The following is a 26,080-nucleotide window of genomic DNA, read 5'->3' on the forward strand; positions in this document are numbered from 1 at the left end:
ATGCACTCGATCGAAATCGTCCTGGCCATGCTGCTGGCCGTGGCCGCCAGTGGTTTCCTGGTCCGCGTCCTGCCGTTCTCGCTGCCGCTGCCGCTGGTGCAGATCGGGCTGGGCGCGGTCATTTCGATGTTCAACCACGGCGTGGAGCTGGACCCGGAGCTGTTCTTCCTGCTGTTCCTGCCGCCGCTGCTGTTCCTGGACGGCTGGCGCATCCCCAAGCAGGGGCTGTTCCGCGACCGCACGGTGATCCTGGAGCTGGCCCTGGGGCTGGTGGTGTTCACCGTGGTCGGGGCGGGCTTCCTGATCCACTGGATGATCCCGGCGATGCCGGTGGCGGTGGCCTTCGCCCTGGCGGCCATCCTCTCGCCCACCGACCCGGTGGCGCTGTCGGCGATTTCCTCGCGCGTGCCCATTCCCAAGCGCCTGATGCACATCCTGGAAGGCGAATCGCTGCTCAACGACGCCTCGGGCCTGGTGTGCTTCCAGTTCGCGGTGGCCGCCGCGCTGACCGGCGCGTTCTCGCTGGCCGACGCCTCGCTGACCTTCCTGTGGGTGGCGCTGGCCGGCCTGGGCTGCGGCATCGGCGTGACCTGGGCGATCAACGTGCTGCAGCGCTGGATCATGCGCCACTTCGGCGAGGAGGCCGGCTCATCGATCCTGGTCAGCCTGCTGACCCCGTTCGCCGCCTACGTGGTGGCCGAGGCGGTCAGCGCCTCGGGCATCCTGGCGGCGGTTTCGGCCGGCATCACCATGAGCTATGTCGAGCTGTCCGGCCGCGCCGCGGCCAGCGTGCGCATCCAGCGCACGGCGGTGTGGGACATGGTGCAGTTCACCCTCAACGGCATCGTCTTCACCCTGCTGGGCGAGCAGCTGCCGGGCATCGTGCGCAACGCCATCCGCAGCATCGACGAGACCGGCCACCTGCAGCCGTGGTGGCTGGCCATCTACGTGGCCGCCATCAGCCTGGGCCTCATCCTGCTGCGCCTGATCTGGGTGTGGGTGTCGCTGGGCCTGAACCTCCTGCGCGACCGCGCGCGCGGCGTGGAGCGGACCAGCCCCAACTGGCGGATCATCGTGGCGACCTCGCTGGCCGGCGTGCGCGGCGCCATCACCCTGGCCGGCGTGCTGACCCTGCCGCTGGCGATGGGCGACGGTTCGCCGTTCCCGGCGCGTGACCTGGCGATCTTCCTGGCCGCCGCGGTGATTCTGGTCTCGCTGCTGATCGCCTCGGTGGCGCTGCCGCCCCTGCTGAAGAACCTGCAGCTGCCCGAGGAGCAGGAAGACCAGCAGGAAGAGGACCTGGCGCGCAAGGCCGCCGCCCGCGCGGCGCTGGTGGCGGTGGAGAGCGAGCGCCAGCGGCTGGTGGCCTCGGCCGAGGCGGTCGAGGACCAGGAGCTCTACGGCGCCTGCGCCGAGCGCGTCAGCCAGCTCTACCAGCGTCACGTCGACCGCCTGGGCGGCGAGGCCGACATCGCCCCGGCCCAGGCGCGCCGGATCGAACAGGTCGAACGCCAGATGCGCCAGGCCGGCCTGCGCGCCGAGCGCGCCGAACTGTTCCGCCTGGCGCGCGAACGCAAGATCTCCGAAGAAGTCTCGCGCAAGCTCGTCCGCAACCTGGACCTGCTCGAAACCCGCCAGCGCTGAGCGCTATGGCCAGGTGGGAGCAACCGTCCCCCTCAAATCTTGCAGCCCCTCCCTGTAGAGCGGAGCTTGCTCCGCTGGGGCCTTCCCCCACGAACCGAACGAAGAGCAGCGGAGTCCCCAAGAGGGGATTGCCACAAGCTCCGCTCTACAAGTGGGAGCCGCCATGGCGGCTTGCTCCGCTGGGGCCTTCCCCTACGAACCGAACGACGAGTAGCGGAGTCGCCAAGAGGGGATTGCCACAAGCTCCGCTCTACAGGTGGGAGCCGCCATGGCGGCGAGGGGCTTTCGCGGGAAACCCTTGCTCTCATGGGCCTAAAGGCCCACAAGGGCCCATGGGAACGCGGCGATCAAGCCGCCTCGGTCTTGAAGTACGGCTCGACCTTGCCCTTGATCTTCAGCGTCATCGGCTGGCCGCGGCGATCCAGCGACTTGCCCACCTGCACGCGGATCCAGCCCTCGGACACGCTGTACTCCTCCACGTTGTCGCGCTCGACGCCATTGAAGCGCACGCCGACGCCGCGGTCCAGCGCGGCCTGATCGTGGAAGCGGCTGGACGGATCGACGGCCAGGCGGTCGGGAGGGGTCTCGGACATGGTGGGACGGTCACTGCGGGCAACGAGGGCGCACAGGATAATGGCCGCCCCGGCCGCGCGCATCCCGTGCGAGGGCCGGCCCCTTTCCCGCACGCCGAGTTCCGCCATGCCCGACAACACCGCCGACTACGAAGACGACGCCGATCGTCTGGACCTGGACGAGGCCGACACGCCCGAGGCGCTGGCCTGGAATCTGCTGGTGCTGATCAACCCGGGCGACGAGGACACCGCCCTGCGCCAGTTCGACCTGCTGCGCGAACGCCTGGCCGCCGGCGACGACCAGCCCTTGCCCTGGCTGCTGCGCGACATCGTGGACTGGACCTCGGGCTTCTTCGTCGGCCCGGACGACATCGATGCCACGATGGAGGCGCTCGACGAGCTGGCCGCGCGCTACGGCCTGCAGATCGAGTGGGGCGGCGACCGCGACGACGAGGACTTCATGGAGGGGCTGGACGTGCCGCAGCTGCTGTCCATCGCCTACGACAGCCTGCGCCCGCACGGCTACACGCTGTGGTGCTGGAACGCCGATGCCGACGGCTACGGCGGCTGGATGGCGCTGCGCCGCGACGACGAGGCCATGCGCGCGCTGAGCCAGCTGCTGGGCTTCGACCTGCGCCTGGCCAGCGAGGCCGGCTGAGCGCGCGGTGCGGGATCAAGCCGGATTTCCGCTTCGACCGCTTGGGCGGGAGGCGGGCGACCTTCATCCGGGCCGCTGAGCGGCCCCGCCGCCCGGGTACGCCCACGCCGGCGAAGACCGGCGCGCGCCCGACAGCGCTACGGCGCCAGCCCGCGCCCCTGCGCCTTGGCCCGCGCGATCACCGCGCGCACCTGGGCGCGGTCGCGGTGGCGCGAGATCGCCACCGCGCCCAGCGCCAGGGCCAGCGCGCGGGTGTCCGCGTCGATGTCGTAGTGCGCGCCGCTGGTCTTGTCCTGGAAGCTGCGGCGCGGCATGCCCAGCCGCGCGGCGAAGGCGTGCAGTTCGTCCAGGGAGTCGGCCATCAGGTGCGCCCAGCGGCGGCCGCGCCAGGGCCAGACCGCATCGTCCACGTACACGCTCATGGGCACAGCATAGCCGGGCGTGGGAATCGCCGGCGCCGGCTTGGCTGCGGCGGCGCGCGGCATGGCAGGATGGCGCCCTCGTCCCGCCTGGCGCGCCCGCGATGCCCCGTCTCCGTCCCGAACCGCTGCTCGGCCTGGTCCTGCTGGGCCTGGCCGCGCCCGTGCTGGCGCAGGTCTCGCAGGCGCGTTTCGATCAGCTCGATGCCGACCACGACGGGGTGGTGAACCTGGCCGAGTACGACGCCGGCGCCCGCGCCTCCTTCGCCGCCCTGGACCTGGACCACGACGGCTTCATCACCCTGGACGAGATGCGGGCCTCGATCGACCCCAACACCGGCGGCATCGGTCGCGAGGGCACGGCCCGCGCGCGGATCGAGGCGATGGACAAGAACTACGACAAGCTGATCAGCGAGGCCGAGTTCGTCGATTACGCCGAACAGGCCATGGCCCAGTACGACCGCGACGGCGACGGGCGCCTGACGCGGTGGGACTTCAGCTGGCGCTGACGCGCCGCGCTCAGGCGGCCTGCGCCAGCTGCGCCTCGGCGCCGCCGCGACGCAGCGGGTCGGGCAGCGGCTGACCGGCCTCGGTGAAGGCCAGCGAGACCGAATTGAGGCAGTGGCGCTCGTAGGTCGGCGGCGGCCCGTCGGGGAAGACATGGCCCAGGTGGCTGCCGCAGCGCGCGCAGGTGATCTCGGTGCGGATCATCCCGTAGCTGGTGTCGCGGATGGTCTTGACGTGGGCCGGATCGAAGGGCTTGAAGAAGCTGGGCCAGCCGGTGCCGGAGTCGAACTTGGCGCTGGAGGCGAACAGCGGCAGCCCGCACAGCCGGCAGGTGTAGACGCCCTCGAGCTTGTTGTCCAGGAAGGCGCCGCAGAACGGCGCTTCGGTGCCGTGCTGGAGCAGGACGTGGCGCTCCTCCTCGCTCAGCCCGGCGATCAGTTCGGCGCGCTGGAGGGTGTCGGGGGGCGTCAGGTCGAAGTCGGACATGGCGGGGCCTGCGGTCTCAAGGAGAAGACTGGAAGATGGCGGCGGTGCGTGCAGGGTTCAACTGTACCCGCCCACGCGCCGCGGCCTTCACGGCGCGCCGGCCGCGCGCGTGTCCGGGCCCAGCTCGCGTCGCGTCCACTGGTCGATCATGCGCTTCTCGTAACGCAGCGGATCGCTGTCCATCGGCCGGGCGCCCATCAGATACGACAGGTCCACCAGCTTGGCCTGGCCCTGGTCGACGACCTTGCCGCTGGCGTCGTGCAGGGTGTAGTCGAAGCTCAGGCGCGGCGGATAGATGTCCTTGAGGAAGCGGATGTGATCGGCCGACGGCCCGTGCCAGGGCTCGTACTCGCCGGCGCGATGGATGTCGGTGATGCGCACATCCAGCGTCTGCCCGGGCGGCAGCTGCTTGGCGGCGGCCTGGCGCAGATAGCCGGCCAGGTCGGTGACCCAGGTGCCGCGCTGGGCTTCCCAGCGGTTGGGGCTGTTGCGGATGTCGGTGAACTGCGCCGGATCGGTCCAGGACACCGATACCGGTCCCTGCGCGGGCAGGGCGCGGGGCAGGTTCGGGTCGGTGACGTTGGACTGCGCGGCCAGCGCCGGCAGGCTGAGGGCGGCCAGCAGCACGCTGGCGAAGAGGGCAGAGCGCTTCATGACGGAACTCCCGCCTTGGGGGGATGCGCCGATGCTACGCCCGTGCCCCTGAAGTTGCGCCGGCTGCCAGGGCGCTCGCGCGTCGCGTTTGGCCGGCGTTATACCGCGCCTTCCGCGCCCGGTGGGAGCAACTGTCTCCCAGATCGAGTCGCAGCCTCCTTGTAGAGCGGAGCTTGCTCCGCTGGGGCCTTTCCCGCGAACCGAACGAAGAGCAGCGGAGCAAGCTCCGCTCTACGGGTGAGACGCTCGTGGCCTTTTTTGCCAATGGCGGCGATGTGGCGTTCCCGAAATTTCGGGCTTCCACCGGTAGAGCCCTATCGCCGCCATGGCGGCTCCTCCGGGCAGAAGAGAGGGTCTCGGCTTGGGCTAGACTCGGCGCCTTGCATCGATGTCATTCGCCTGCGCACGGGAGCCTGCCATGCATCACGCCACCGGGACCTTCGAGGTCAAGCTGCAGCCCCAGGGCGGGATCGGCCCGGAGGCGGACGATGGCAACAGCCTCTCGCGCCTGTCGCTGGACAAGCGCTTCAGCGGCGACCTGGTCGGCACCGGCGTTGGCGAGATGCTGGCCGCGCGCGCCGCGGTGCCGACCTCGGCCTCGTACGTGGCCATCGAGCGGGTCACCGGCACGCTGGACGGCAGGACCGGCAGCTTCGTGCTGGTGCATCGCGGCGTGATGCAGGGCGAGCGCCAGCAGCTGGAGGTGCAGGTCTCGCCCGGATCGGGCACCGGCGCGCTGGCCGGCATCACCGGCACGCTGGCCATCCGCATCGAGCACGGCCAGCACTTCTACGACCTGAGTTACGCGCTGCCCGACGCGGACTGAGCCGCCGCCGGCCCGTCACGATCCATCCACGGGCGCAGTTCGCACACTCGGGGGCCTTGCGGCGCCTGCCGCGTGCGAAGGACCCGTCATGGCCCGACCGATCTGGAGCGGCACCCTGACCTTCGGCCTGCTCAATGTGCCGGTGTCGCTGATGTCCGGCGAGCGCAAGGTCGATCTGCACTTCCGCATGCTCGATTCGCGCGACAAGTCGCCGATCCGCTTCGAGCGCGTCAACGCCGAGACCGGCGAGGAAGTGCCGTGGAAGGACATCGTCAAGGCGTTCGAGTACGACAAGGGCAACTACGTCGTGGTCGAGCAGGAGGACATCAAGTCCGCCGCGCCGGAAGGCCATGAATCGGTCGAGGTGGAGACCTTCGTCGACGCGGCCGACATCGACGTGCGCTATTACGAGAAGCCCTACATCCTGGTGCCCGGCAAGAAGGCCGAGAAGGGCTATGTGCTGCTGCGCGAGACCCTGCGCGACACCGGCCAGGCCGGCATCGCGCGGGTGGTGATCCGTACCCGCCAGTACCTGTGCGCGGTGCTGCCGCAGGGCGACGCGCTGGTGCTGATGCTGCTGCGCTATCCGCAGGAGCTGGTCGCCCCGGACGATTACAAGCTGCCCAGCGGCAATGCCGGGGACTACCGCGTCTCGCCCAAGGAAATGGAGATGGCGCGCAAGCTGATCCAGTCCATGAGCGGGGAGTGGAAACCGGACGAGTACCACGACGAGTTCCGCGAGCGCCTGCAGGCCATCATCGCCGAGCGCATCCAGGCCAAGGGCGCCACCGCGAAGGTCGATGAGCCGGCGCAGCACGAGCGCGAGGGCGATGCCACCAACGTGGTCGACTTCATGGCCCTGCTGCAGAAGTCGCTGGGCGAGAACAAGCGCACGCCGGCCAAGAAGACCGCCACCGACCAGGTCGCCAAGCGGCCGGCCAAGACCACCAAGGCGGTGAAGAAGGCGGCCAAGAAGACCGCCAAGAAGGCTCCCGCCAAGTCGGCCAAGAAGCCGGCGAAGAAGGCACCGTTGCGCAAGGCGGGCTAGGTGATCTGACATGTCGCTGCACGAGTACGCGCGCAAGCGCCGCTTCGACCAGACGCCCGAGCCGCGCGGCGACGGCAAGGTCGCGCGCCATCGGCCGATCTTCGTGGTGCAGCTGCATCACGCCTCCTCGCGCCATTACGACTTCCGTCTGGAGGCCGACGGCGTGCTCAAGAGCTGGGCCGTGCCCAAGGGCCCCTCGCTGCGCCCGGGCGAGAAGCGCCTGGCGGTGGAGGTGGAAGACCATCCGCTGGACTACGCGACCTTCGAGGGCGATATCCCCAAGGGCCACTACGGCGCCGGTCACGTGGACGTGTTCGACCACGGGCACTGGGCCTGCGAGGGCGACCCGCTGGCGGCGATCGCGGCGGGCAAGCTGGACTTCGTGCTCAGCGGCGACAAGCTCGGCGGCGCCTGGAAGCTGGTGCGCACGCAGATGAAAGGCCGGCAGAAGCAATGGCTGCTGATCAAGCGCGACGACGCGTTCGCGGCCGATGCGGAGGCCGACGACCTGGTGGATGCGGCCGCGTCCAAGCCGGATGCTCCAGCCCGGTCGAAGGCGCGTGCCAAGGCGGCGCGACCCGGCAAGGCCGCGCCGCGTGCCGCGAGCAAACGCGGCGCCGATGTGCGCCGGCGCGCGCTGGCCCTGGAAGGCGCGCGCGATGCGCCGTATCCGACCGGCTTCGCCGCGCAGCTGTGCACGCTGCGCGCGCAGCCGCCGGCCGGCGAGGACTGGCTGCACGAGATCAAGTGGGACGGCTACCGGCTGCTGGCCGACCTGGTGGATGGCCAGGTGCGGCTGCGCTCGCGCAACGGCCTAGACTGGAACGCCACCTTTCCCGAGGTGGTCGAGGCCGTGCGCGCGCTGCCGGTGAACGACGCGCGCCTGGATGGCGAGCTGGTGGTGATCGACGAACAGGGCCGCAGCGATTTCGCCGCCCTGCAGCGCAGCATCGAGGGTACCTCCAAGGCGCCGCTGCGCTATCTGGTGTTCGACCTGCCCGGCGTGGCCGGCGTCGACATCAGCCGCGCGCCGCTGGCCGAGCGCAAGGCGCTGCTCAAGACGCTGATCGGCCCCAAGCCCGGTCTGATCGCTTACAGCGAGCATGTGGTCGGCCATGGCCAGGAGGTCTTCGCCGCCAGCGGCAAGGCCGGGCTGGAAGGCATCGTCAGCAAGCGTGCCGATGCGCCGTATGTGGGTCAGCGCAGCGGCACCTGGATCAAGACCAAGCACGAGCAGTCCGACGAGTTCGCCATCGTCGGCTACACCCCGCCCAAGGGTGCGCGCGCCGGCTTCGGCTCGCTGCTGCTGGCGCGTCCGCAGGACGGGGCGCTGCAGTACGTGGGCCGCGTTGGCACCGGCTTCGACGACGTGACGCTGACCGCGCTGCTGAAGACCCTCAAGCCCCTGCACACCGACAAGGCCGCCGTGGCGCTGCCGGCGCACGTGCCGTTCAACGCGCGCTCCGTGCACTGGGTCAGGCCGCAGCTGGTGGCCGAGGTGGCCTACCGCGGCTGGGGCAAGGAGGGGCTGCTGCGCCAGGCCGCCTTCCTGCGACTGCGCGAGGACAAGTCGATGGTGGACATCAAGCAGGACGCCGCCGCGCCGGAGCAGGCGGTGACGATCACCCATCCCGAGCGTGTCGTGTACCCGGCCGACGGCATCACCAAGGGCCAGGTCGCCGACTACTACCGGCGCATCGCACCGCTGCTGCTGCCCGAACTGGCGGGCCGGCCGCTGTCCCTGCTGCGCTGCCCGGATGGCGCCGGCGGGCAGTGCTTCTTCCAGAAGCATCACGCCGCCGCGCTCGGCCCGGGCGTGCACGCGATCCCGCTGCGGCAGAAGAGCGGCAAGGAGGACTACCTCTACGTCGAGGACGTGGAGGGCGTGCTGGCGCTGGTGCAGATGAACACGCTGGAGCTGCATCCGTGGGGCTCGACCGTGGCCGCGCCGGAGCGGCCGGACCGGCTGGTGTTCGACCTCGATCCCGGGCCGGGCGTGTCCTGGGCGGCGACCAAGGACGCCGCGCGCGAGGTGCGCGAGAACCTGCGCCAGGCAGGTCTGGAGAGCTTCGTACGCCTGTCCGGCGGCAAGGGGCTGCACGTGGTGGTGCCGATCACGCCGGGGCCGGACTGGGACACGGCCAAGGCCTTCTGCGAGGCCTTCGCCAACGCGATGGCCCAGCACCGGCCGACGCTGTACATCGCCACGATGAGCAAGGCCAAGCGCGAGGGGCGGATCTTCATCGACTGGCTGCGCAACGGGCGCGGCAACACCAGCGTGTGCAGCTGGTCGCTGCGCGCCCGCGAGCACGCCACGGTGGCCGTGCCACTGCGCTGGGAGGACCTGGGCCGGATCACCTCGCCGGGCCAGTTCACCCTGGACAAGGCGCTGCAGCGCGCCGCGCGCCTCAAGGCCGATCCCTGGGCGGACATCGGCAAGATCAGGCAATCCCTGCCCAAGGGCTGAGGCGACGGTCCGTCCCACCGGCGCCGTTGAGGCGCGCGCCGCGGCGCGCTGCAATGCGCATCTGACTTTGCACAGGAGAAGGGCATGAGCGCGGTTCCCGACAGCATCGGCCGCCCGGTGCGCGTGGATTTCGTTTCCGACGTGGTCTGCCCGTGGTGCGCCATCGGCCTGGCCTCGCTGCTGACCGCCGCCCAGCGTATCGAGGGGCTGCAACTGGACCTGCATTTCCAGCCGTTCGAACTGGACCCGGACCTGGCGCCCGGCGGCGAGGACCTGCAGCAGCGGCTGATGCGCAAGTACGGCATGAGCGCCGAGCAGTACAGGGCCAACAGCGAGGCGATCCGTGCGCGCGGGGCCGAGCTGGGCTTCGTCTTCGACCTGGACAAGCGCACGCGCAGCTTCAACACCTTCGATGCGCACCGGCTGCTGCACTGGGCCGGCGAACGGGACGACGCTCAGGCGCAGCTGCGGCTCAAGCAGGCGCTGCTGACGGCGTACTTCACCGAAGGCCTGGACGTGTCCGATCACGCGGTGCTTGCCGAGATCGTCGCGCAGGCCGGACTGCCGGCCGACGAGGCCCGCGCGGTGCTGGGCAGCGACCGCTATGCCCAGGCCGTGCGCCAGGACGAGGCGCACTGGCGCCAGGCCGGCATCAGCGCGGTGCCCTCGCTGGTGTTCAACCAGCAGCACCTGCTGCAGGGCGGCCAGCCGGTGGACACCTTCGAGCAGGCCCTGCGGCAATTGTCGGGGATCGTGGGGTAGCGCCGACGCCTTCTGCATCAAGCGCTGGGCGAGGGAGGCGCCGCGGCGCTCGCATCGAGCAACCGCCTTCGTGCGATGAGGCGTCTCGACCAAGACGGCGACCGGCTTCGTGGGTCGCTACTCCGAGCAACGTCAAAGGCCGCCGCACAGCCCCTACCGTCATTCCCGCGCATGCGGGAATCCAGCGGCTTTCGCACCGGACCCCGGCAATATCGCACCTCGACGTCGCGGGGACGACGAACCCGCCGTCCCTACCCGTGCCGCGACACCAGCACCGCCTCGCAGCCGGCCATGTCCATCACCACGCCACTGCGGATGCCGTGGCGCTGGTGCAGGGTGGCGGCGATCAGCGCGGCGGTGTGCAGCGCCTCCTCGCGATCCTCGAAGAACTGGCGGCCTTGGTCGCCTTCGTAGAGCTGCCAGCCCTGTTCGCGCGCGGCGACGGTGAGCAGGAGACGCTGCATGGGGTCACCTCATGGCACCGGGGGATGCCGGAGGCCAGCGTGATCCGTGACGGAGTTGTCCACACTCGGGCGGCGCCCCGTCGCCGTGTAGGAAAAGTCCGATGCGTGCCGACCGCAGGCCTCGACGCGCCGTTACGGGGCCGTTCGCCAGCATCGCGGTCTTTCCCTCGACAAGACCCCGCGCATGAGCCAGCTCGCCGATCGCGTGCACACCGATCCGATCGAAATCGCACGTCTGGAAACCCTGATCACCGAACTCCCCTCCGAAGCCAGGGTCGTGCTGACCCTGGATGACGGGCGCGAGCTGCGCGGCACCGTGACCGTGCGGCCCACCGTGCAGCTGTTCCGCGACTATGACGGCAACGAGGGCAACAACGCGCTGCTGCGCCTGGACGACATCGACCATCCCGCGCATGCGCAATACCTGTGGCTGGACCAGGTGCGCAAGGTCGTGCCGCTGGGCACCTTCTGAAGCGCGCCGGTCCCGAAGAATCCGGGCGGGTAGGGCCCGCCCGGAACGCGGGCTTACGCGACCGGCTGCGGTGCGGCCTCGAAGCGCCGCGCGTAGCCGCGCTCCTCGGCGACCCGCTGGACTTCCTCGCTGGGCAGGTCAGGCGCGCCATAGACCGCGTAGACCACCGCGTCGTCCGGGGCGTGCTTGCCGACCAGATGCAGGCGATAGCGGGGATGGCCGGTATGGCCGTTCTCGGGGTAGTGGACCGGTGGCTGTGGGCCGTCCAGATCCATTTCGCTGTTGTCCACGACGCCACCGACAAACAGGGCACGCAACATGGGAACGCTCCGCTGGGGAAGTCGGTCCGATCATGGGTGGGGCGATGTTTCCCAGGCATGAAGCGGGCATTGGAGAAATGCGAAGACGGTCCCAGGGGCGCTGCAGCGACGCAGCCCCGTGCCGGGGTCCGGCACGGGCGAACCTTACTTCAGCAGCGGCGCCAGCGCCGGCCAGACGTGGTCGCGGATCGCCGGCTGCGCGGCCGCGGTGGGGTGCAGGTTGTCGGGCTGGAAGTTGGCCCGATCGCTGGCGATGGGCTCGAGGAAGAACGGCACGAAGGCCGTCTTGTATTGTTTAGCCAGCGCACTGAACGTGTCGGCGAACCCCTGCGTGTAGTCGCGGCCCAGGTTGGGCGGCATGCGCATGCCCAGCACCAGCACCTTGGCCCCGGCGCCCTGCGAGGCCCGGATCATCTTGTCCAGATTGGCCTTGGTCTGCGCCAGCGGCAGGCCGCGCAGGCCGTCGTTGGCGCCCAGTTCGATCACCACCACTGCCGGCTTGACCCGCTGCAGCTGGGCGCCGATGCGCGCCGCGCCGCCGGCGCTGGTCTCGCCGCTGACGCTGGCGTTGACCAGCGTCCAGCCGGGCGCCTCGCGGCTGAGCTTGACCGCGGTCAGCGGCACCCAGCCCTCGCGCGGGCCCAGGCCGTAGCCGGCCGAGAGCGAGTCGCCCATCACCAGCACCGTCTTGCCGCCGGCAGGCGTTTGGGCCAACGCAGGTGGCATGAATGTCAGCACGCACAGCGCCAGCGCCCATTGCATGGCGCGCGCGATGGCCGCATAAGCTGAAGGCATCGTCATCTTTCCCGTTCCCGAAGACTTTCTCATCATGGCCGACGCCGCCTTGCCGCACGCTGACACCTCCCTCATTTCCCGGCGCACGCCGGTGCTGCAGGTCCAGGCGCTGGGCAAGCAGGTTCGACTGCCCGGCAGCACGCTGACCATCCTCGACGCTGTGTCCTTCGAGATCGCCCCCGGCGATACCGTGGCCATCGTCGGCGCCTCGGGCTCGGGCAAGAGCACGCTGCTCTCGCTGCTGGCGGGGCTGGATGTGCCCAGCAGCGGCACGGTCACGCTCGACGGGGCGGTGCTCTCGGCGCTGGACGAGGACGGGCGGGCGAAGGTGCGCGGGGAGAAGGTGGGCTTCGTGTTCCAGAATTTCCAGCTGCTGCCCTCGCTGACCGCGCTGGAGAACGTGATGCTGCCGCTGGAGCTGCGCGGCGATGCCGATCCGCAGGCGCCGGCCGAACGCATCCTGGACGAGGTCGGCCTGTCCGGGCGCCTGGGCCACTACCCGCGCCAGCTGTCCGGCGGCGAGCAGCAGCGCGTGGCGCTGGCGCGCGCCTTCGTGACCCGGCCGGCGCTGCTGTTCGCCGACGAGCCCACCGGCAACCTCGACCAGCGCACCGGTCATGCCATCGAGGAGCTGCTGTTCGCGCTCAACGCCCAGGCCGGCACCACGCTGGTGCTGGTCACCCACGATGAGGCGCTGGCCGCGCGCTGCACGCGCGTGCTGCGCCTGGACAACGGAGTGCTGGTGGCCGGCGCATGAACACCTTGCGCCTGGCCTGGCGCCAGCTGCGGCGCGACCTGGCCGCGGGCGAGATCCGCATCCTGCTGGCCGCGCTGGTGCTGGCGGTGGTGGCGGTGAGTTCGGTGGGCTTCGTCACCGACCGCGCCGGGCGCGCGCTGGCGATCGAGGCCAACCGCCTGCTCGGCGGCGATGTGGTGGTGCGCGGCGATGCGCCCATCGGCGGCACGATCCTGGAGGCGGCCAAGGCCAGCGGCCTGCGCAGCGCGCAGACCACCGAGCTCAACACCATGATCCGCGTCGGGCAGGGCGAGGACGCGCAGCTGCGGCTGGGCGATCTGCGCGCGCTGGGCGCGGGCTTCCCGCTGCGCGGCAGCTTCACCCTGGTCGATGCGGCCATGCCCGGCGAACACGCCGCGCGCGGAATTCCCGCGCGCGGCACGCTGTGGATGACCCGCGCCGGCGCCGACACACTGGGTGCCAGGCTCGGCGATCGCGTCAGCCTGGGAGATGCGACGCTGACGCTGGTCGCGCTGGTGACCCAGGAGCCCGATGCCGCGCTGGATTATTTCAACGTCGCGCCCAAGGTCTTTCTCAATGCCGACGACCTGCCCGCCACCGGGCTGGTGCAGCTGGGCAGCCGCATCGGCTACCGGTTGGTGGTGGCTGGCGACGCCGGCGCGGTGGAGCGCTTCACCGCGACCGCGCGTGAGGCGCTGGGCCGCGGCCAGCGTCTGGAGACCATCCAGGACGCGCGCCCGGAAGTGCGCTCGGCGCTGGATCGCGCCAGCCGCTTCCTCGGCCTGGCCGCGCTGGTCTCGGTGATTCTTGCGGCGGTGGCCGTGGCGATGGCCGCGCGCCGACACAGCGAGCGGCATCTGTCCGGTGTGGCGGTCATGCGCTGCCTGGGCGCGCAGCAGTCGCGGCTGGTCGGCATCCATGTGGGCGAGCTGGTGCTGCTGGGGCTGATCGCCTGCACCGTCGGTGTGGCCATCGCCTTCGCCCTGCAGTGGGCCATCGGCGGCTGGCTGGCGCAGGCCTTGAAGGTGGCGATCCCGCCGGCGGGCTGGCTGCCGGTGCTGCGCGGCTACGGCGTCGGCCTGGTCGTGCTGCTGGCCTTCGGCGCGCCGCCGGTGCTGGCGCTGCGCCGGGTGCCGGCGCTGCGCGTGCTGCGTCGCGACCTGGACCCGACCGAACCCAGTGCCTGGCTGGTCGGGCTGGCCGGCCTGATCGGCCTGGGTGCACTGCTGTGGTGGCAGGCCGGCTCGGCCACGCTGGGCCTGGCCATGCTGGCCGGCATCGCCGCCACGCTGGCGGTGCTGGCCGGGCTGGCGCTGCTGCTGATCCTGGCCGTGCGCCGCCTGCGTCGCCGCCTGCGCGGTGCGCTGCGCTACGGCTTGGCCAATGTCAGTCGCCGCGCCGGCACCAGCATCGCGCAGATCGCTGCCCTGGGCCTGGGGCTGATGGCCCTGCTGCTGCTGACCTTCGTGCGCACCGACCTGCTCAACCGCTGGCAGGTAGCGCTGCAGGCCGATGCGCCCAACCGCTTCATCATCAACGTGCAGGACGACCAGGTGCCATCGGTGTCCGAGTTCATCGCCCGCCAGGGCCTGGGCGCGCCGACGCTGTTCCCGATGGTGCGCGGCCGCCTGGTGACCCATAACGGCGAGGCGACCAGCGGCGCCCGCTATGCCGACGAGGAGGCGCGCCGCCGCGCCGAACGCGAGTTCAATCTCTCCACCGCGGCCACGCTGCGCGAGGACAACAAGGTGACCGCCGGCCGGTTCTGGGGGGCGGCGCCGACGTCGGGCACCGAGCTGTCGGTCGAGGAGGGCTTCGCCGAACAGTTGGGCTGGAAGCTCGGCGACACGGTCAGCTTCGATATCGCTGGTCAGACCTTGGAAGGCAGGATCACCAGCCTGCGCAAGGTGGACTGGGAGAGCTTCAAGCCCAACTTCTTCGTGCTGGTCTCGCCCGGCGTGCTGCAGGACTACGCGGCCAGCCACATCACCGCCGTGCGCGTGCCGCCCGACCATCCGCGCTTCACCGCGCAGCTGGTGCAGGCCTTCCCCAACCTGTCGGTGATCGACATCGACCAGGTGCTGACCCAGGTGCGCAGCACCGCCGACCAGGTCAGCACGGTGGTGCAGGTGGTGTTCTGGTTCTCGCTGGCCGCCGGCCTGCTGGTGCTGATGGCCGCGGTCAGCGCCAGCCAGGACGAGCGCCTGCTCGAGGGTGGGGTGATGCGTGTGCTGGGCGGCAGCCGGCGCCAGCTGCGCGCCGCGCAGGCCTCCGAGTTCGCCGCCATCGGCTTGCTCTCCGGCCTGGTGGCGGCCATCGCCGCCTCGGTGCTGTCCGGGGTGGTCGCGGTGCGGGTGTTCGACCTGCCGTGGCAGCCCAACTGGACGCTGGCCGTGGTCGGCGGCGCGCTGGGCATGCTGGCCGCGCTGATCGCCGGCCTGATCGCTACGCGCAAGGTGCTCGACGCCCCGCCGTCGGTGACGCTGCGCGAGCTGCAGGGGTAGGGCCGCTCCCCTGTAGAGCGGAGCTTGCTCCGCTGGGGCTTTCCCAAGAACCGAACGAAGAGCAGCGGAGTCCCCAAGAGGGGATTGCCACAAGCTCCGCTCTACAGGCAGGCTGCGAGGTGCTGCTCCCGCAGCGCGGCGCCGCCGCCCGTTCACCCTGCACCGACTGCCGTCTTCACACAATCGCGGACCTGTCTCAAGGCCTGGCCCGCATGACCGAACCATCCGCGTCCGCTCCCGGCGATCCGTCCGCCGCCCCGCACAACGAGGGCGCGATGGAGCGGCGCAAGCAGATCATGAAGTTCCTGTTCCGGTACCGCCGTTCCGGTGTGTTCTCCGGCTTCTCGCAGGACTCGCTGCTGCAGGCCGCCACCGTCGACGACGGCACGCCGGACGAGTTCAGCCGCGACCTCGAGGCGCTGGGCCCGACCTTCATCAAGCTGGGTCAGATGCTGTCCACGCGCCCGGACATCGTGCCGCCGGCCTATGCGGTGGCGCTGGAGCGCATGCAGGAGGACGTCTCGCCGGTGCCGGCCGAGCAGATCCGCCTGGCGCTGGAGGCCGAGCTGGGCGTGCGCCTGAGCAAGATCTTCGAGGACTTCGATCCCGAGCCGCTGGGCACTGCCTCACTGGCGCAGGTGCACCGCGCCGTGCTGCGCGACGGCACGGTGGTGGCGGTGAAGGTGCAGAAGCCCGGCGTGGCCCAGCGCCTGCTGTCGGACCTGTCGATGCTGCGCTCGATCGCCGGCGCGGCCGACCGGCTGACCAAGGTCGGTCGCAACCTGCGCTTCTCCGACTGGCTGGAGGAGTTCGGCCGCACCCTGGTGGCCGAGCTGGACTATGTGGCCGAAGCGGAGAACCTGGAGCGCTTCGCCACCCACCTGAAGGATCACCCGGAGCTGCTGGTGCCGCGCCCGGTGTGGGACCTGACCCGCCGCCGCGTGCTGACCATGGAACTGGTGCAGGGCGTGCGCGTGGACCAGATCTCGCCCCTGCGCCGCACCGAGCATTCGATGCTGCCGCTGTCGGCGGCGCTGCTGCGCGGCTACATCGACCAGATCTTCGTCTACGGCGAGATCCACGCCGACCCGCATCCGGGCAACCTGCGCGTCACCCCGGACAATCGGCTGGCGATCTTCGACCTGGGCATGGTCGCCAACGTGCCGCCGGGCCAGCGCGAGACCCTGCTCAAGCTGCTGTTCGCCGCGGTCGACGGGCGCGGTGAGCAGGTCGCGCGCGAAATGCTGGCCCTGGGCACGCAGCTGGAGGACTTCGACGGCGAGCGCTTCAACCGCGAGATCGGCCAGCTGATCAGCCGCTACTCCGCGCACAGCGCCACCAGCTCCGAAGGCCGCGTGGTGCTGGACCTGGTCCGCATCGCCATGGCCTGCGGCCTGCGCACGCCGCCGGAGCTGTCGATGCTGGGCAAGGCCCTGCTGAACCTGGACACGGTGTGCCGCGCGCTGTCGCCCGAGCTGGATGCCAAGGCCGTGGTCGAAGGCCATCTGCAGCACGTCATGCGCGCCCGCCTGCGCCAGTCGTTCTCCTCGCCCAACATGGCCAGCGAGCTGATGGACCTGCAGACGCTGGCCCGCGAAGGCCCGCGTCGCGTGTCGGACATCCTGGGCCTGCTTTCGGAGAACAAGATGCAGGTGCGCATCTCCGGGCTGGAGGAATCGCACCTGATGGAGAGCCTGCAGAAGATCGCCAACCGCGTGGCCGCCGGCGTGGTCACCGCCGCGCTGATCCTGGCCTCGGCGCTGATGATGCGCATCCCCACCGCCAGCACGCTGTTCGGCTATCCCACCATCGCCCTGATCCTGTTCTTCATCGGCGCCGTGCTCGGTGCCAGCATCGTGATCAGCGCGCTGCTGGGGGATCGGAAGGTCAGGAGCCGGTAGGGAAAAGGCGCGTTCTGGGATCTCCATCTAAAATCTGTGGGAGGCTGTGATCCCCCAGACTCCGGCCGCGAGTACAGGCCCACTGCGTCGACCTACAAGCCTTGAGGGCGTCATGGGCTTGTTTTAAGGTTGGCCAGGTCGAGATCAGGATGCTGGCTGGGCACCCGGCCGCCGCAAAGGAGCTGTGAGCATGAAAAAGATGCATTGGATAGCACTGTTGTTCGCGGCCTTATCGGCGCACGCATTGGCGCAGAGCGGTGCCGGGTATTACGAAAGGCTGGATTATCGAAAGAACGATCCGTTCGTCTTCTGTACCGAAGGCTGGAAGCGTAATGGAAACTACTTCACGATGGCCTGGGAGCCGGTCAGCCCGTACACGGGTCCCTGGATTCCGCACTGGCCGCTCTGGTGCTCCATCCCGACCACATCCTGTCCAGAAAACTACGGCTACTACAAGCCAAGAGACTGGACGCAGGACGACGTGGATGCGCTGAACCAGTACATGCGCGTGTGTCCGCAAGCCATCGAATCCGGAGGATGGAAGGGACAGAAAAGGGCGAGGGACACACCTGGACGACACTGACGCGTTTCGTCCTCCAGTGAAGTCACTGACCGGAGGAAGAGGGGACGGCAGCTGGCTGCCGTCCCCTTATTTATTGAGCGCCTCGAATCAGAGCGCTGCCGGAGAGGGAGGCAGGATGAATTCCGCTCTGGACATCCTGCCGTCGCCATCGGCGTCCAGCGGAGCGAACATCTTCTGGTTCATCCAGTCGCTGAATTCCTTCCAGCTCGCCGCATCATCGCCATCCCGGTCCATTCCGCTCAGGTAGAACTGGGCGGTCTGGTTGGCGACCTGGTCCGATTGCCCGAACTTCTTGTTAGCCGCCACCATCTCAGCACGCGTGAAGTAGCCGTCGCCGTTGGTGTCGAACTTCTTGAAGCGCTTTTCGTTGGCGGCGTTGTTTTCCGCCAGGTCAATGTATCCGTCGTGGTTCGTATCCACTTCGTCGAAGGTGGCTTTCTGCGACGGCGTCTGCTGCGCCTGACTGGCGGAGGCGACGGCGAACAGCAGCGTGCTCGCGGCCAATGAGAGCGCGGATGTCCATGTGACTTTCATCGTGTCTGTCCTTGGTTGAGTTACGAGGTGTGAACGAGGTTCAGGGCCTTCGTGTGAATCCCGCGATGAGGGATGCGTCCAGGCGCGACCTTACCGTACGCCAAGGTCGACAGCGCGTTCAATTCCCGAAGACATGAGCAGGTTGCCGACCCAACAGCGCACGCGTCAGCGAAAGCGGTCGTGATCCTCATCTGTCTGTGCCGGATGTCCCACCCGCCAGCGTGGGCCGGGTATGAGGAAAAGCCCGGCGCCGGCACGCACAGTAGAATGGGCCGCTTCTTCCGTAGTGGCATGCTCCGTGGCGTTCTCCGATCCTCCCCTCGATGCACTGGCCTACGCGCTGCAGTCCGGAGCGCTGCCCAGTGTGCGCGGCGATGCGCTGTTCCTGCGCGCCCGGCCCGGCGTGGCGCTGCGCGCGCTGCAGGGGCTCACCCTGCGCTGCGAGCAGAGCTTCCGGCCCGCCTTCGATGCGTTGCATCGAGAGGGGTATGAAGTCGAGACGCAACGTGATGAAGGTACGAAGGCACCGCTGGTCCTGCTCCTGCCCCCACGCCAGAAGGAAGAAGCGCGCGCGCTGCTGGCGCAGGCGGTGCTGCGCTGCGCGCCCGGCGGGCGGGTGGTGGCGAGCGTGGCCAACGACGAGGGCGCCAGGTCCGTGGAGAAGGATCTGGCGCGGTTGACCGGGCTGGGTGGCTCGCTGGCCAAGCACCATTGCCGCGTGTTCTGGAGCCCGCCGCTGGAGGGGGCGCACGACGCGGCACTGCTGGCCGAATGGCAGCCGCTGGACCGGATCCGGCCGATCCTCGGCGGGCGGTTCCGCAGCCGCCCGGGCGTGTTCGCCTGGGACCGGATCGATCCGGCCTCGCAGCTGCTGGCCGATGCGCTGCCGGCCAACCTGCGCGGCAGCGCGGCCGATCTTGGGGCCGGCTGGGGCTTCCTGGCCGATGCGCTGCTGACACGCTGTGCGGGCATCGCCGCGCTGGATCTGTTCGAGGCCGAGCAGCGCGCACTGGCGCTGGCCGAGCAGAACCTGGCGCCGCAGGCCCAGCGCGTGGCCCTGGGCTTCCATTGGCACGACGTGGCGGCCGGCCTGCCGAGGAAGTACGACGTCATCGTCAGCAACCCGCCGTTCCATGCGCTGGCGCGCGGCGAACGGCCGGACATCGGCCGGCGTTTCATCGAGGTGGCGGCCTCCTCGATGAACCGCAATGGCCAGCTCTGGCTGGTCGCCAACCGGCATCTGCCCTACGAGGCCGTGCTGGAAGCGCGCTTCGAACAGGTACGCGTGGCCGCCGAGAGCGCGGGCTTCAAGGTCATCGCCGCCACCGGGGGGCGCGCATGAAGATCGTGCGCCATATCGCCAACCTCGGCTACGGCAGCCGCAAGCAGGTGCAGGCCCTGTTCCGCGAGGGTCGCGTCACCGATGCGGCCGGCGAGGTGCTCTACACCGACGATCCGGTCGACCACGACGCGATCCGCATCGACGGGGAGCCGCTCGATCCCGCGCCGGGCCTGTGCGTGCTGCTGCACAAGCCGGTCGGCTACACCTGTTCGACCAAGGACGCCGGGCGCCTGGTCTACGACCTGTTGCCCACGCGCTGGCGCCAGCGCGATCCGGTGCTGTCCACGGTCGGGCGCCTGGACCGCCAGACCAGCGGCCTGTTGCTGCTCACCGACGACGGCGGCCTGCTGCACCGGATCATCTCGCCCAAGGCGCAGCTGCCGAAGGTCTACGAGGCCACGCTGGCGCAGGATCTGCGCGGCGATGAGGCGCAGACCTTCGCCAGCGGCACGCTGCTGCTGGAATCCGACCCCAAGCCGCTGCTGCCGGCCGAACTGGACGTCATCGCCCCGCGCCAGGTGCGCCTGACCCTGCACGAAGGCCGCTACCACCAGGTGCGGCGCATGTTCGCCGCGGTCGGCAACCACGTCGAGGCGCTGCACCGCAGCCGCATCGGCGGGCTGGCGCTGGGCGATCTTCCCGAGGGCCAGTGGCGCGCGCTGGACGCGGCCGACCTCGCCACCCTGTTTTCCGGAGCCCAGGCATGAAGGCCGATGTCGCCGCACTGTCCTTCCTGCCCGAGGCGGTGATCTTCGACATGGACGGACTGATGCTCGACAGCGAGCGCGCCTCGCTGCGCTGCTGGAGCCGCGCGGCGTGCGAGGCGGGCTTCGAGATCGAGGACGACTACTGGCTGCGCATGGTCGGGCACAGCACCGCGGCCTGCGAGGCGATCCTGCGCGAGCGCCTGGACGAGGCCCAGATCGAAGCGCTGCTGGCGCGCTGTCATGTGCTGTACCGCGAGGAAGTCGAAGCTGGGGTTCCACTGCGGCCCGGCATCGTGGCGCTGCTGCAGTGGCTGCAGCAGCAGGGCATTCCGCGCGGCGTGGCGACCTCCACACGCCGGCCGCTGGCGCCGCGCAAGCTGGAGAACGCCGGGCTGCTGGACTACTTCGACGCGGTCACCGCCGGCAACGACGTCAGCCGGCCCAAGCCGGCCCCGGACATCTATCTGCTCGCCGCACAGCGCCTGGGCGCCGATCCCGCGCGCTGCCTGGCGCTGGAGGATTCGCCGGCCGGCGTGACCGCCGCGCTGGCCGCGGGCATGACGGTGATCCAGGTGCCCGATCTGGTGATGCCGGACGAGGCCTTGCGCGCGCGTGGCCATCGCATCGTGGCCTCGCTCACCGATGCGCAGCGCCTGCTGGAGGCGCGTCTGGCCGGCCGCTGACGCCACCCGCGAGGACGCACGCCAGGACGCGTGCAAAAGCAAGGGCGACGTGCGCGCCGCGGCTGCCTACAATGCCGCCCCCTCGCACACCCGGCAGTCCATGAACATCGTCGTCAGAGAAGACCTCAAGGCCTACATCGATCCGCTCACGCCCGACGAGTACGCCGCGCTGGAGCAGAGCCTGCTGGCCGAAGGCTGCCGCGACGCGCTGGTGCTGTGGGGCGATGTACTGGTCGATGGCCACAACCGCTACGGCATCTGCCAGAAGCACGGGCTGCCGTTCAACACCGTGCAGAACACGCGCTTCACTTCGATGGAAGACGTGCATCTGTGGATGATCGACCAGCACCTGGGCCGGCGCAGCGTGTCGGATTTCCAGCGCGGCGTGCTGGCGCTGCGCCGGCGCGACATCCTGCTCGAACGCTCGCGCCAGGCCGCGCCCGCGCCGGCGGCGCCGGAGCCGCCGGCGAAGGCGATGCCGGGGCTCCGCCGTGGGACACCAGCGCGCCGGCCTCCGCCGCGCCGGTGGTGACCTCGGCGATGCTGCCCACGCGCGAGGAACTGGCCCGCGCTGCCAAGCTCAGCAACAGCCAGGTCGCGGCGATCGAGAAGATCCAGAAGCAGGCCACGCCCGAGGTCATCGCCGCGGTACGCGCGGGCGAGCTGTCGATCAACGCCGCCGCCGTGGTCGCCACGCTGCCGGCGCAGGAGCAGCAGGCCGCCGCACAGGGCGGCGCGCAGGAGCTCAAGGAGGCCGCCAAGCGCGTGCGCGACGCCAAGAAGCGTCCCAAGCCCGCGGCCAAGCCGGTCGAGGACCTGGAGCTGCCGCAGCTGCGCACGCGCCTGGCGCAGCTGCAGGAAGAGATCGCGGTCGTGGAGGCACGGATCGCCGAGCTGGAAGCCGCCACCTGACCCAGGCGGCGCGCCGCTTCAGGCGTACTGCATCTTGCGCGTCATCCCGCCGTCGACGATGAACTCCTGTCCGGTGACGAAGCCGGACAGCGTCGGCGCCAGCAGCTGCACGGCCAGCGCGCCGATGTCTTCCGGCGTGCCGACGCGTCCGGCCGGGTGCTGGGCGTGATCGGCCTTGGAAAGCTTGGGCGTGCGCCGGCGTAAGGGACCGCGCCAAGCCTCGGTGGCGATCCAGCCCGGGCTGATCGCGTTGACCCGCACGCGCGGGCCTTCGCTCAGGGCCAGCGCATGGGTGAAGGCGACCAGCCCGCCCTTGGCGGCGGCGTAGGCCTCGCTGTGCGGCTCGGACTGGTGCGCGCGGGTCGAGGCGATATTGACGATGGCGCCCTCGTCGTGGGCGCGCAGCGCCGGCAGCGCATGCCGGCTGCACAGGAAGGCGCCGTGCAGGCTGGCCAGGCGCCGGTTCCATTGCGCCAGGTCCAGCGTGTCCAGCGGCGGCACGTGCGGATCGGGCGGGCCGGCATTGTTGACCAGTCCGTCCAGGCGGCCGAAACGCTTCAGGGCGGCGGTGATGAAGGCGGCCACGCTGCGCTCGCTCGCCACGTCCAGGCGCTTGAAGAAGGCGTCCTCCCCGCGCGCCCATTCGGCCAGGCAGGCCTTGCCCGCGTCGGCATCCAGGTCGCCGATCGCCACGCGCCCGCCGGCGCCCAGCACGGCCTGCGCTATCCCGCGCCCGATGCCCTGCGCACCACCGGAGATCATCACGACGCGGCCGGCCAGCGGCGCGGGGTTCCAGGGCGTGATCGGCGGTGTCAGCGACATGGCGGTGTTCCGGTGGCGATGGCGCCACAGTGTCCTCGCCCCCGCATCTGCGACGCGTGTGCGTTCCGCGATGCGCTCAGTCGTCCAGCAGGCGCCGCCAGCCTTCCACGCCGAGTTCGTCAAGCGTGGCGATGTTGCGCTCCACGATCACGTCCGGATCGGGAAAGGCCGCCACGGCGCGCTCGACGCTGTCCTCGCGCAGCAGGTGCAGCGTCGGCCAGGGGGAGCGGTTGGTGTAGTTGGACACATCGTCCGGCGCGGCGCCGGCGAACTGGTAATCCGGGTGGAAGCTGGCCACCTGCAGGATCCCCTGCAGGTCCAGCTGTTCGACGGCCATGTCGGCGTTGTCGAGGAAGTCGTTGTAGTCCAGGAAGTCGGTCAGCACGTCCGGGTGCACGATCAGCGTGGTGTCGATGAGCTCGGCCGGGGTCTCCCGCAGCAGCACCAGCTCTTCCATCAGCTGCTCCAGCAGCGCCTCGGGCGTGGTGGCGTCGCTGAGCACCATGCGCACCTGCTGCTTGACGTAGACGGCCTTGGCGAACGGGCACAGGTTCAGCCCGATCACCGCGCGCTCGAGCCAGCGGCGGGTGTCGGCGAGCGGGTCGTGCAGGGCGGCGTGCTGGTCGGACATGCGTGGCAGGCTAGTCGCGGAAGTTGTCGAACTGCAGCGGCTGCTCGAACTCGTGCTGCTTCAGCAGCGCGATGGTCTGCTGCAGGTCGTCGCGCTTCTTGCCGTTGACGCGCAGCTTGTCGCCGTTGATCTGGGTGTCGACCTTGATCTTGGATTCCTTGATCTTGGCCGCGATCTGCTTGGCCAGCTTCTGCTCGATGCCCTGCTTGACGGTGATCTTCTGGCGCGCGCCGGCCAGGTTGGTCTCCACCTCGCCGAACTCCAGGCAGCGCGCGTCGATGCCGCGGGCGATCAGGCGCGCGCGCAGGATGTCTTCCATCTGCTTGAGCTGGAAATCGCTCGGCGCCGACTGGTTGATCGTGTTGTCTTCCAACACGAACTTGGCGTCCACGCCCTTGAAGTCGAAGCGGTTGGACAGTTCGCGGTTGGCCTGATCCACCGCATTGGTCAGTTCGTGGGAATTGACCTCGGAGACGACGTCGAAGGAGGGCATGGCGCACCTGGCGCGAAAAATGAAGGCGCAAAGGGTAGCGCAGCGCGGCGGCGCCGTCAGGGCCGGATTCAGTACGGCTCGTCTTCCTCGTTGAGGACCTCGATCACCGCGCCGGTGACGAAGGCCACGCGTTCGGCGACCTCGCGCACGCGGTGCACGCCCTCGTCGTTGGGCGCCTCGACTTCGATCACCGAGTAGCTACCTGCCATGTCGTCGCTCAGGCCGGCCGAGCTGGAGTCGTCGTCGTCTCCGTGCGGCATCAGGTCCTCGATCTCCTCGATGTGCTCGATGCCTTCGATGGACTCGAGCGCATCGGTCAGCTGCAGGGTGGACGCGTCATCGCCGGTCACGCGCAGGCGCAGGGTGGGCATGGGGTTCTCCAGATGGTTCGTTGCCGCAGGATGCTGACCACGCTTGCGCGAAGGCGCGGTGAGTGCCCAGGCGTGGTGCAGGAAGAGATTCTTCGTCCGGCAGCGGGATCGCGGTGCGGGGCTTTACGGCTTCGGTTGGGCAGCGGTTCTGCGGGCAGTGGCCGCTTTTCCCTCGATCAGGGCATCCTGCCCTGACTCGGGCGCTCGGCGTCCTGCCTCGCTCGTCGCGGCCACTGCCCGCAAAACCGCTGCCTCGGGCGTTGAGCCAAAGGCTTCGATTCGAAAGGCGACCAAGTCCATTCGCTGCGGAACCTCGCCCCGCCGTGCGAGGCTGGTTGGTCAAGCGCGTTTGCTGGCGCGACACCTTAGCGAAAGCCCATAAAAAAAGCGGCGGCCCCTGAGGGCCGCCGCCTTGTCGGTTGCGGTGTCACCGACGCCTTGGATCAGAAGCGGGCGCCGATACCGAAGCCGACCGTCCACGGGTTCAGATCCAGCGATGCGCCGCTGCTCTTGCCATTGACGGTGAGGTCCGGCGAACCGTCGAGGTAACGCGCGTCGAAGCGGGCGAACCAGGTCGGGTTGATGTTCATGTCCACGCCGACGGTGCCAATGGCGCCCTTGGCGTCTTCGATGCCCACGTGCGAGCCCGGGACGCTGCCCAGCTTCTCGTTGCTGAAGTTGGACTCGTAGTAGCCCACGCCCACGAACGGACGGAACACCTGGTCCGGAGTGCCGAAGTGGTACTGCGCGCTCAGCGCGAGCGGCATCTGCTCGACGCTGCCGATCTTGCCCTGGTCGTCGGTAACGTCATGCTTGAACTTGCCCGCGGCGCCCCACAGCTCGACGGCGATGTTGGGGGTGGCGTAGAAGCTGGCGCTCAGCGTCGGGGCGGTGGCGCCATCGACGTCGAGGGTGGTGCCCTTCAGCGGACGCGAGGACGGCTGCAGCATGGTGGCGCTGCCGACCACGGCCCAGCGCTTGAACGCTGCGTCAGCGTCGCCGCCGGTGGTGCTGTTGGTGGCCACGCCATGCGGCGTGGAATCGTTGACGGCTTCCTGCGCAAAGACCGGCGGGGCGGCGAGCAGCGGCACCAGGGCCAGGCCAACCAAACGGATCGACTTCATGGGGACTTCCTCTTCGTTCTTGTCTTGTGGGGCCCGCTCACTGGCGGGACGGCGCACACCGTAGGCGCGGCCAAATGAACGATTCCCTGCACGGCATGCGTGGTTCAGGCTCCCGCACAGCAACGCTTCATCTTGTTGGATGCGCGCGCAGGCGCAGCGCTAGGCGTGGTGTAGAAAAACGTTAAATCGCGGCGGTTTTCTTCACGCGCGGCCGATGCCGTTTTAAACGGCGGCGTTCAGCCTGGGTGACGGTTTTGGCAACGATTTGCGCAAGCTCGGGCGCGTTCATCGTGCCTCGGCGGCTGCCAAGCGGCTACCGCGGCCCCCGCGACTGCCCGCAGGAACTGTCGCTACGGTCACTCCGTCGTTCTCGCGAAAGCGGGAACCCAGGGACTTGGCGCTCCTGCTTGAGGTGCGTCGGTGGCCGCTTCTGCGGGAACGACGAGGAATGCATCGCCGCTGGTATTTGATCGGGAAAGCCCCGACCCCTCCCCCTCAGTCGCTAGCCGCGACTTCGAGCTCCCCTGCGCTGCGCGCAAGGGAGGGGGCAGATCATGGCTAGCGTGTCGTTCCCATGTCAGCGGGCTGGATCGTCGTATGAGGAACGTTGCGGTCTTGGATA

General features: G+C 69.6%; 28 protein-coding genes and 1 pseudogene. 16 read left to right on the plus strand and 13 right to left on the minus strand.

Annotated elements, in window-relative coordinates:
* Positions 1–1,644, plus strand: coding sequence for a Na+/H+ antiporter (locus tag MWN52_RS02320; RefSeq protein ID WP_130515045.1), 1,644 nt, complete (start codon positions 1–3; stop codon positions 1,642–1,644).
* Positions 1,645–1,991: 347 nt separating this feature from the next.
* On the opposite strand, the gene MWN52_RS02325 is transcribed toward MWN52_RS02320, so the two are convergent.
* Positions 1,992–2,237, minus strand: coding sequence for a DUF3297 family protein (locus MWN52_RS02325; protein WP_130515047.1), 246 nt, complete (start codon positions 2,235–2,237; stop codon positions 1,992–1,994).
* Between the two features lie 106 nt (positions 2,238–2,343).
* Between MWN52_RS02325 and MWN52_RS02330 the strand changes: the two genes are divergently transcribed.
* Positions 2,344–2,874 carry a DUF6630 family protein gene (locus MWN52_RS02330; protein ID WP_130530433.1) on the plus strand — a complete coding sequence of 177 codons (531 nt, stop codon included), beginning with the start codon at positions 2,344–2,346 and terminating at the stop codon, positions 2,872–2,874.
* Positions 2,875–3,011: 137 nt separating this feature from the next.
* On the opposite strand, the gene MWN52_RS02335 is transcribed toward MWN52_RS02330, so the two are convergent.
* Positions 3,012–3,296, minus strand: coding sequence for a DUF4031 domain-containing protein (locus tag MWN52_RS02335; protein WP_130516160.1), 285 nt, complete (start codon positions 3,294–3,296; stop codon positions 3,012–3,014).
* 101 nt (positions 3,297–3,397) lie between these two features.
* Between MWN52_RS02335 and MWN52_RS02340 the strand changes: the two genes are divergently transcribed.
* Positions 3,398–3,802 carry an EF-hand domain-containing protein gene (locus MWN52_RS02340; RefSeq protein ID WP_130515051.1) on the plus strand — a complete coding sequence of 135 codons (405 nt, stop codon included), beginning with the start codon at positions 3,398–3,400 and terminating at the stop codon, positions 3,800–3,802.
* A 10-nt stretch (positions 3,803–3,812) separates the two neighbouring features.
* On the opposite strand, the gene msrB is transcribed toward MWN52_RS02340, so the two are convergent.
* Both msrB and MWN52_RS02350 read right to left on the minus strand, forming a co-directional pair.
* The gene (msrB, locus tag MWN52_RS02345; RefSeq protein WP_286576421.1) at positions 3,813–4,286 is read right to left on the minus strand and encodes a peptide-methionine (R)-S-oxide reductase MsrB; all 474 of its coding nucleotides are present in this window, start codon (positions 4,284–4,286) and stop codon (positions 3,813–3,815) included.
* A gap of 87 nt (positions 4,287–4,373) precedes the next feature.
* The gene (locus tag MWN52_RS02350) at positions 4,374–4,940 is read right to left on the minus strand and encodes a DUF3016 domain-containing protein (RefSeq protein ID WP_130536054.1); all 567 of its coding nucleotides are present in this window, start codon (positions 4,938–4,940) and stop codon (positions 4,374–4,376) included.
* A gap of 418 nt (positions 4,941–5,358) precedes the next feature.
* Here MWN52_RS02350 and MWN52_RS02355 point away from each other — a divergent pair, with 418 nt between their 5' ends.
* The 4 genes from MWN52_RS02355 to MWN52_RS02370 all read left to right on the plus strand — a co-directional run bounded on the left by MWN52_RS02355 (position 5,359) and on the right by MWN52_RS02370 (position 10,043).
* Positions 5,359–5,766 (plus strand): DUF3224 domain-containing protein, encoded by a 408-nt coding sequence (locus MWN52_RS02355; protein WP_130523815.1) that lies wholly within the window; start codon positions 5,359–5,361, stop codon positions 5,764–5,766.
* 88 nt (positions 5,767–5,854) lie between these two features.
* Positions 5,855–6,814, plus strand: coding sequence for a non-homologous end joining protein Ku (gene ku / locus MWN52_RS02360; RefSeq protein WP_286576423.1), 960 nt, complete (start codon positions 5,855–5,857; stop codon positions 6,812–6,814).
* A 10-nt stretch (positions 6,815–6,824) separates the two neighbouring features.
* Complete coding sequence (ligD, locus tag MWN52_RS02365) at positions 6,825–9,281, plus strand: DNA ligase D (protein WP_286576425.1); 2,457 nt, start codon at positions 6,825–6,827, stop codon at positions 9,279–9,281.
* Positions 9,282–9,365: 84 nt separating this feature from the next.
* Positions 9,366–10,043: a DsbA family oxidoreductase gene (locus MWN52_RS02370; RefSeq protein ID WP_286576426.1), complete on the plus strand. Its 678-nt coding sequence runs from the start codon at positions 9,366–9,368 to the stop codon at positions 10,041–10,043.
* A 251-nt stretch (positions 10,044–10,294) separates the two neighbouring features.
* Here the strand turns inward: MWN52_RS02370 and MWN52_RS02375 are convergent, their stop codons facing one another.
* Positions 10,295–10,507 (minus strand): hypothetical protein, encoded by a 213-nt coding sequence (locus MWN52_RS02375; protein ID WP_130515063.1) that lies wholly within the window; start codon positions 10,505–10,507, stop codon positions 10,295–10,297.
* A 184-nt stretch (positions 10,508–10,691) separates the two neighbouring features.
* Here MWN52_RS02375 and MWN52_RS02380 point away from each other — a divergent pair, with 184 nt between their 5' ends.
* Entirely contained in the window at positions 10,692–10,979 is a 288-nt protein-coding gene (locus MWN52_RS02380) for a DUF3247 family protein (protein WP_286576427.1), read from the plus strand.
* 53 nt (positions 10,980–11,032) lie between these two features.
* Here MWN52_RS02380 and MWN52_RS02385 read toward each other — a convergent pair whose 3' ends face one another.
* Positions 11,033–11,296 carry a hypothetical protein gene (locus tag MWN52_RS02385; RefSeq protein WP_286577667.1) on the minus strand — a complete coding sequence of 88 codons (264 nt, stop codon included), beginning with the start codon at positions 11,294–11,296 and terminating at the stop codon, positions 11,033–11,035.
* Positions 11,297–11,443: 147 nt separating this feature from the next.
* Entirely contained in the window at positions 11,444–12,100 is a 657-nt protein-coding gene (locus MWN52_RS02390; RefSeq protein ID WP_235871541.1) for an arylesterase, read from the minus strand.
* Between the two features lie 28 nt (positions 12,101–12,128).
* Here MWN52_RS02390 and MWN52_RS02395 point away from each other — a divergent pair, with 28 nt between their 5' ends.
* From MWN52_RS02395 to MWN52_RS02410, 4 genes are all read left to right on the plus strand, one after another.
* A complete protein-coding gene (locus MWN52_RS02395; protein WP_286576428.1) occupies positions 12,129–12,851 on the plus strand; it encodes an ABC transporter ATP-binding protein in 723 nt (240 codons plus the stop codon).
* Positions 12,848–15,355 carry an ABC transporter permease gene (locus tag MWN52_RS02400; protein ID WP_286576430.1) on the plus strand — a complete coding sequence of 836 codons (2,508 nt, stop codon included), beginning with the start codon at positions 12,848–12,850 and terminating at the stop codon, positions 15,353–15,355. Before MWN52_RS02395 ends, MWN52_RS02400 begins: the two co-directional genes overlap by 4 nt.
* 212 nt (positions 15,356–15,567) lie before the next feature.
* Positions 15,568–17,256 (plus strand): ABC1 kinase family protein, encoded by a 1,689-nt coding sequence (locus MWN52_RS02405; RefSeq protein WP_286576431.1) that lies wholly within the window; start codon positions 15,568–15,570, stop codon positions 17,254–17,256.
* A gap of 190 nt (positions 17,257–17,446) precedes the next feature.
* A complete protein-coding gene (locus MWN52_RS02410; RefSeq protein WP_286576432.1) occupies positions 17,447–17,839 on the plus strand; it encodes a hypothetical protein in 393 nt (130 codons plus the stop codon).
* 87 nt (positions 17,840–17,926) lie between these two features.
* On the opposite strand, the gene MWN52_RS02415 is transcribed toward MWN52_RS02410, so the two are convergent.
* A complete protein-coding gene (locus MWN52_RS02415; RefSeq protein ID WP_286576433.1) occupies positions 17,927–18,373 on the minus strand; it encodes an EF-hand domain-containing protein in 447 nt (148 codons plus the stop codon).
* Between the two features lie 298 nt (positions 18,374–18,671).
* On the opposite strand from MWN52_RS02415, the gene MWN52_RS02420 reads away from it, so the two are divergent.
* From MWN52_RS02420 to MWN52_RS02435, 4 genes and pseudogenes are all read left to right on the plus strand, one after another.
* Positions 18,672–19,715, plus strand: coding sequence for a class I SAM-dependent methyltransferase (locus MWN52_RS02420; protein ID WP_425608070.1), 1,044 nt, complete (start codon positions 18,672–18,674; stop codon positions 19,713–19,715).
* Complete coding sequence (locus MWN52_RS02425) at positions 19,712–20,422, plus strand: pseudouridine synthase (protein WP_286576434.1); 711 nt, start codon at positions 19,712–19,714, stop codon at positions 20,420–20,422. The genes MWN52_RS02420 and MWN52_RS02425 overlap by 4 nt, the downstream gene beginning before the upstream one ends.
* Positions 20,419–21,105 (plus strand): HAD family hydrolase, encoded by a 687-nt coding sequence (locus MWN52_RS02430; protein ID WP_286576435.1) that lies wholly within the window; start codon positions 20,419–20,421, stop codon positions 21,103–21,105. Before MWN52_RS02425 ends, MWN52_RS02430 begins: the two co-directional genes overlap by 4 nt.
* Before the next feature lie 100 nt (positions 21,106–21,205).
* Positions 21,206–22,017 (plus strand): annotated as a pseudogene (locus tag MWN52_RS02435) (ParB N-terminal domain-containing protein).
* A gap of 18 nt (positions 22,018–22,035) precedes the next feature.
* Here the strand turns inward: MWN52_RS02435 and MWN52_RS02440 are convergent.
* The 5 genes from MWN52_RS02440 to MWN52_RS02460 all read right to left on the minus strand — a co-directional run bounded on the left by MWN52_RS02440 (position 22,036) and on the right by MWN52_RS02460 (position 25,458).
* On the minus strand, positions 22,036–22,839 hold the full coding sequence (locus tag MWN52_RS02440; protein ID WP_286576436.1) for an SDR family oxidoreductase: 804 nt from the start codon (positions 22,837–22,839) through the stop codon (positions 22,036–22,038).
* Between the two features lie 76 nt (positions 22,840–22,915).
* Positions 22,916–23,470 (minus strand): DUF1415 domain-containing protein, encoded by a 555-nt coding sequence (locus MWN52_RS02445; RefSeq protein ID WP_286576438.1) that lies wholly within the window; start codon positions 23,468–23,470, stop codon positions 22,916–22,918.
* A gap of 10 nt (positions 23,471–23,480) precedes the next feature.
* Positions 23,481–23,963 carry a YajQ family cyclic di-GMP-binding protein gene (locus tag MWN52_RS02450; protein ID WP_130523800.1) on the minus strand — a complete coding sequence of 161 codons (483 nt, stop codon included), beginning with the start codon at positions 23,961–23,963 and terminating at the stop codon, positions 23,481–23,483.
* 68 nt (positions 23,964–24,031) lie between these two features.
* Positions 24,032–24,334 carry a hypothetical protein gene (locus MWN52_RS02455; RefSeq protein WP_286576441.1) on the minus strand — a complete coding sequence of 101 codons (303 nt, stop codon included), beginning with the start codon at positions 24,332–24,334 and terminating at the stop codon, positions 24,032–24,034.
* A 443-nt stretch (positions 24,335–24,777) separates the two neighbouring features.
* Positions 24,778–25,458 (minus strand): OmpW/AlkL family protein, encoded by a 681-nt coding sequence (locus tag MWN52_RS02460; protein ID WP_130523799.1) that lies wholly within the window; start codon positions 25,456–25,458, stop codon positions 24,778–24,780.
* Positions 25,459–26,080: the final 622 nt, after the last annotated feature.

It is taken from the genome of Pseudoxanthomonas winnipegensis (assembly GCF_030322905.1).
Lineage (GTDB): Bacteria > Pseudomonadota > Gammaproteobacteria > Xanthomonadales > Xanthomonadaceae > Pseudoxanthomonas_A > Pseudoxanthomonas_A winnipegensis.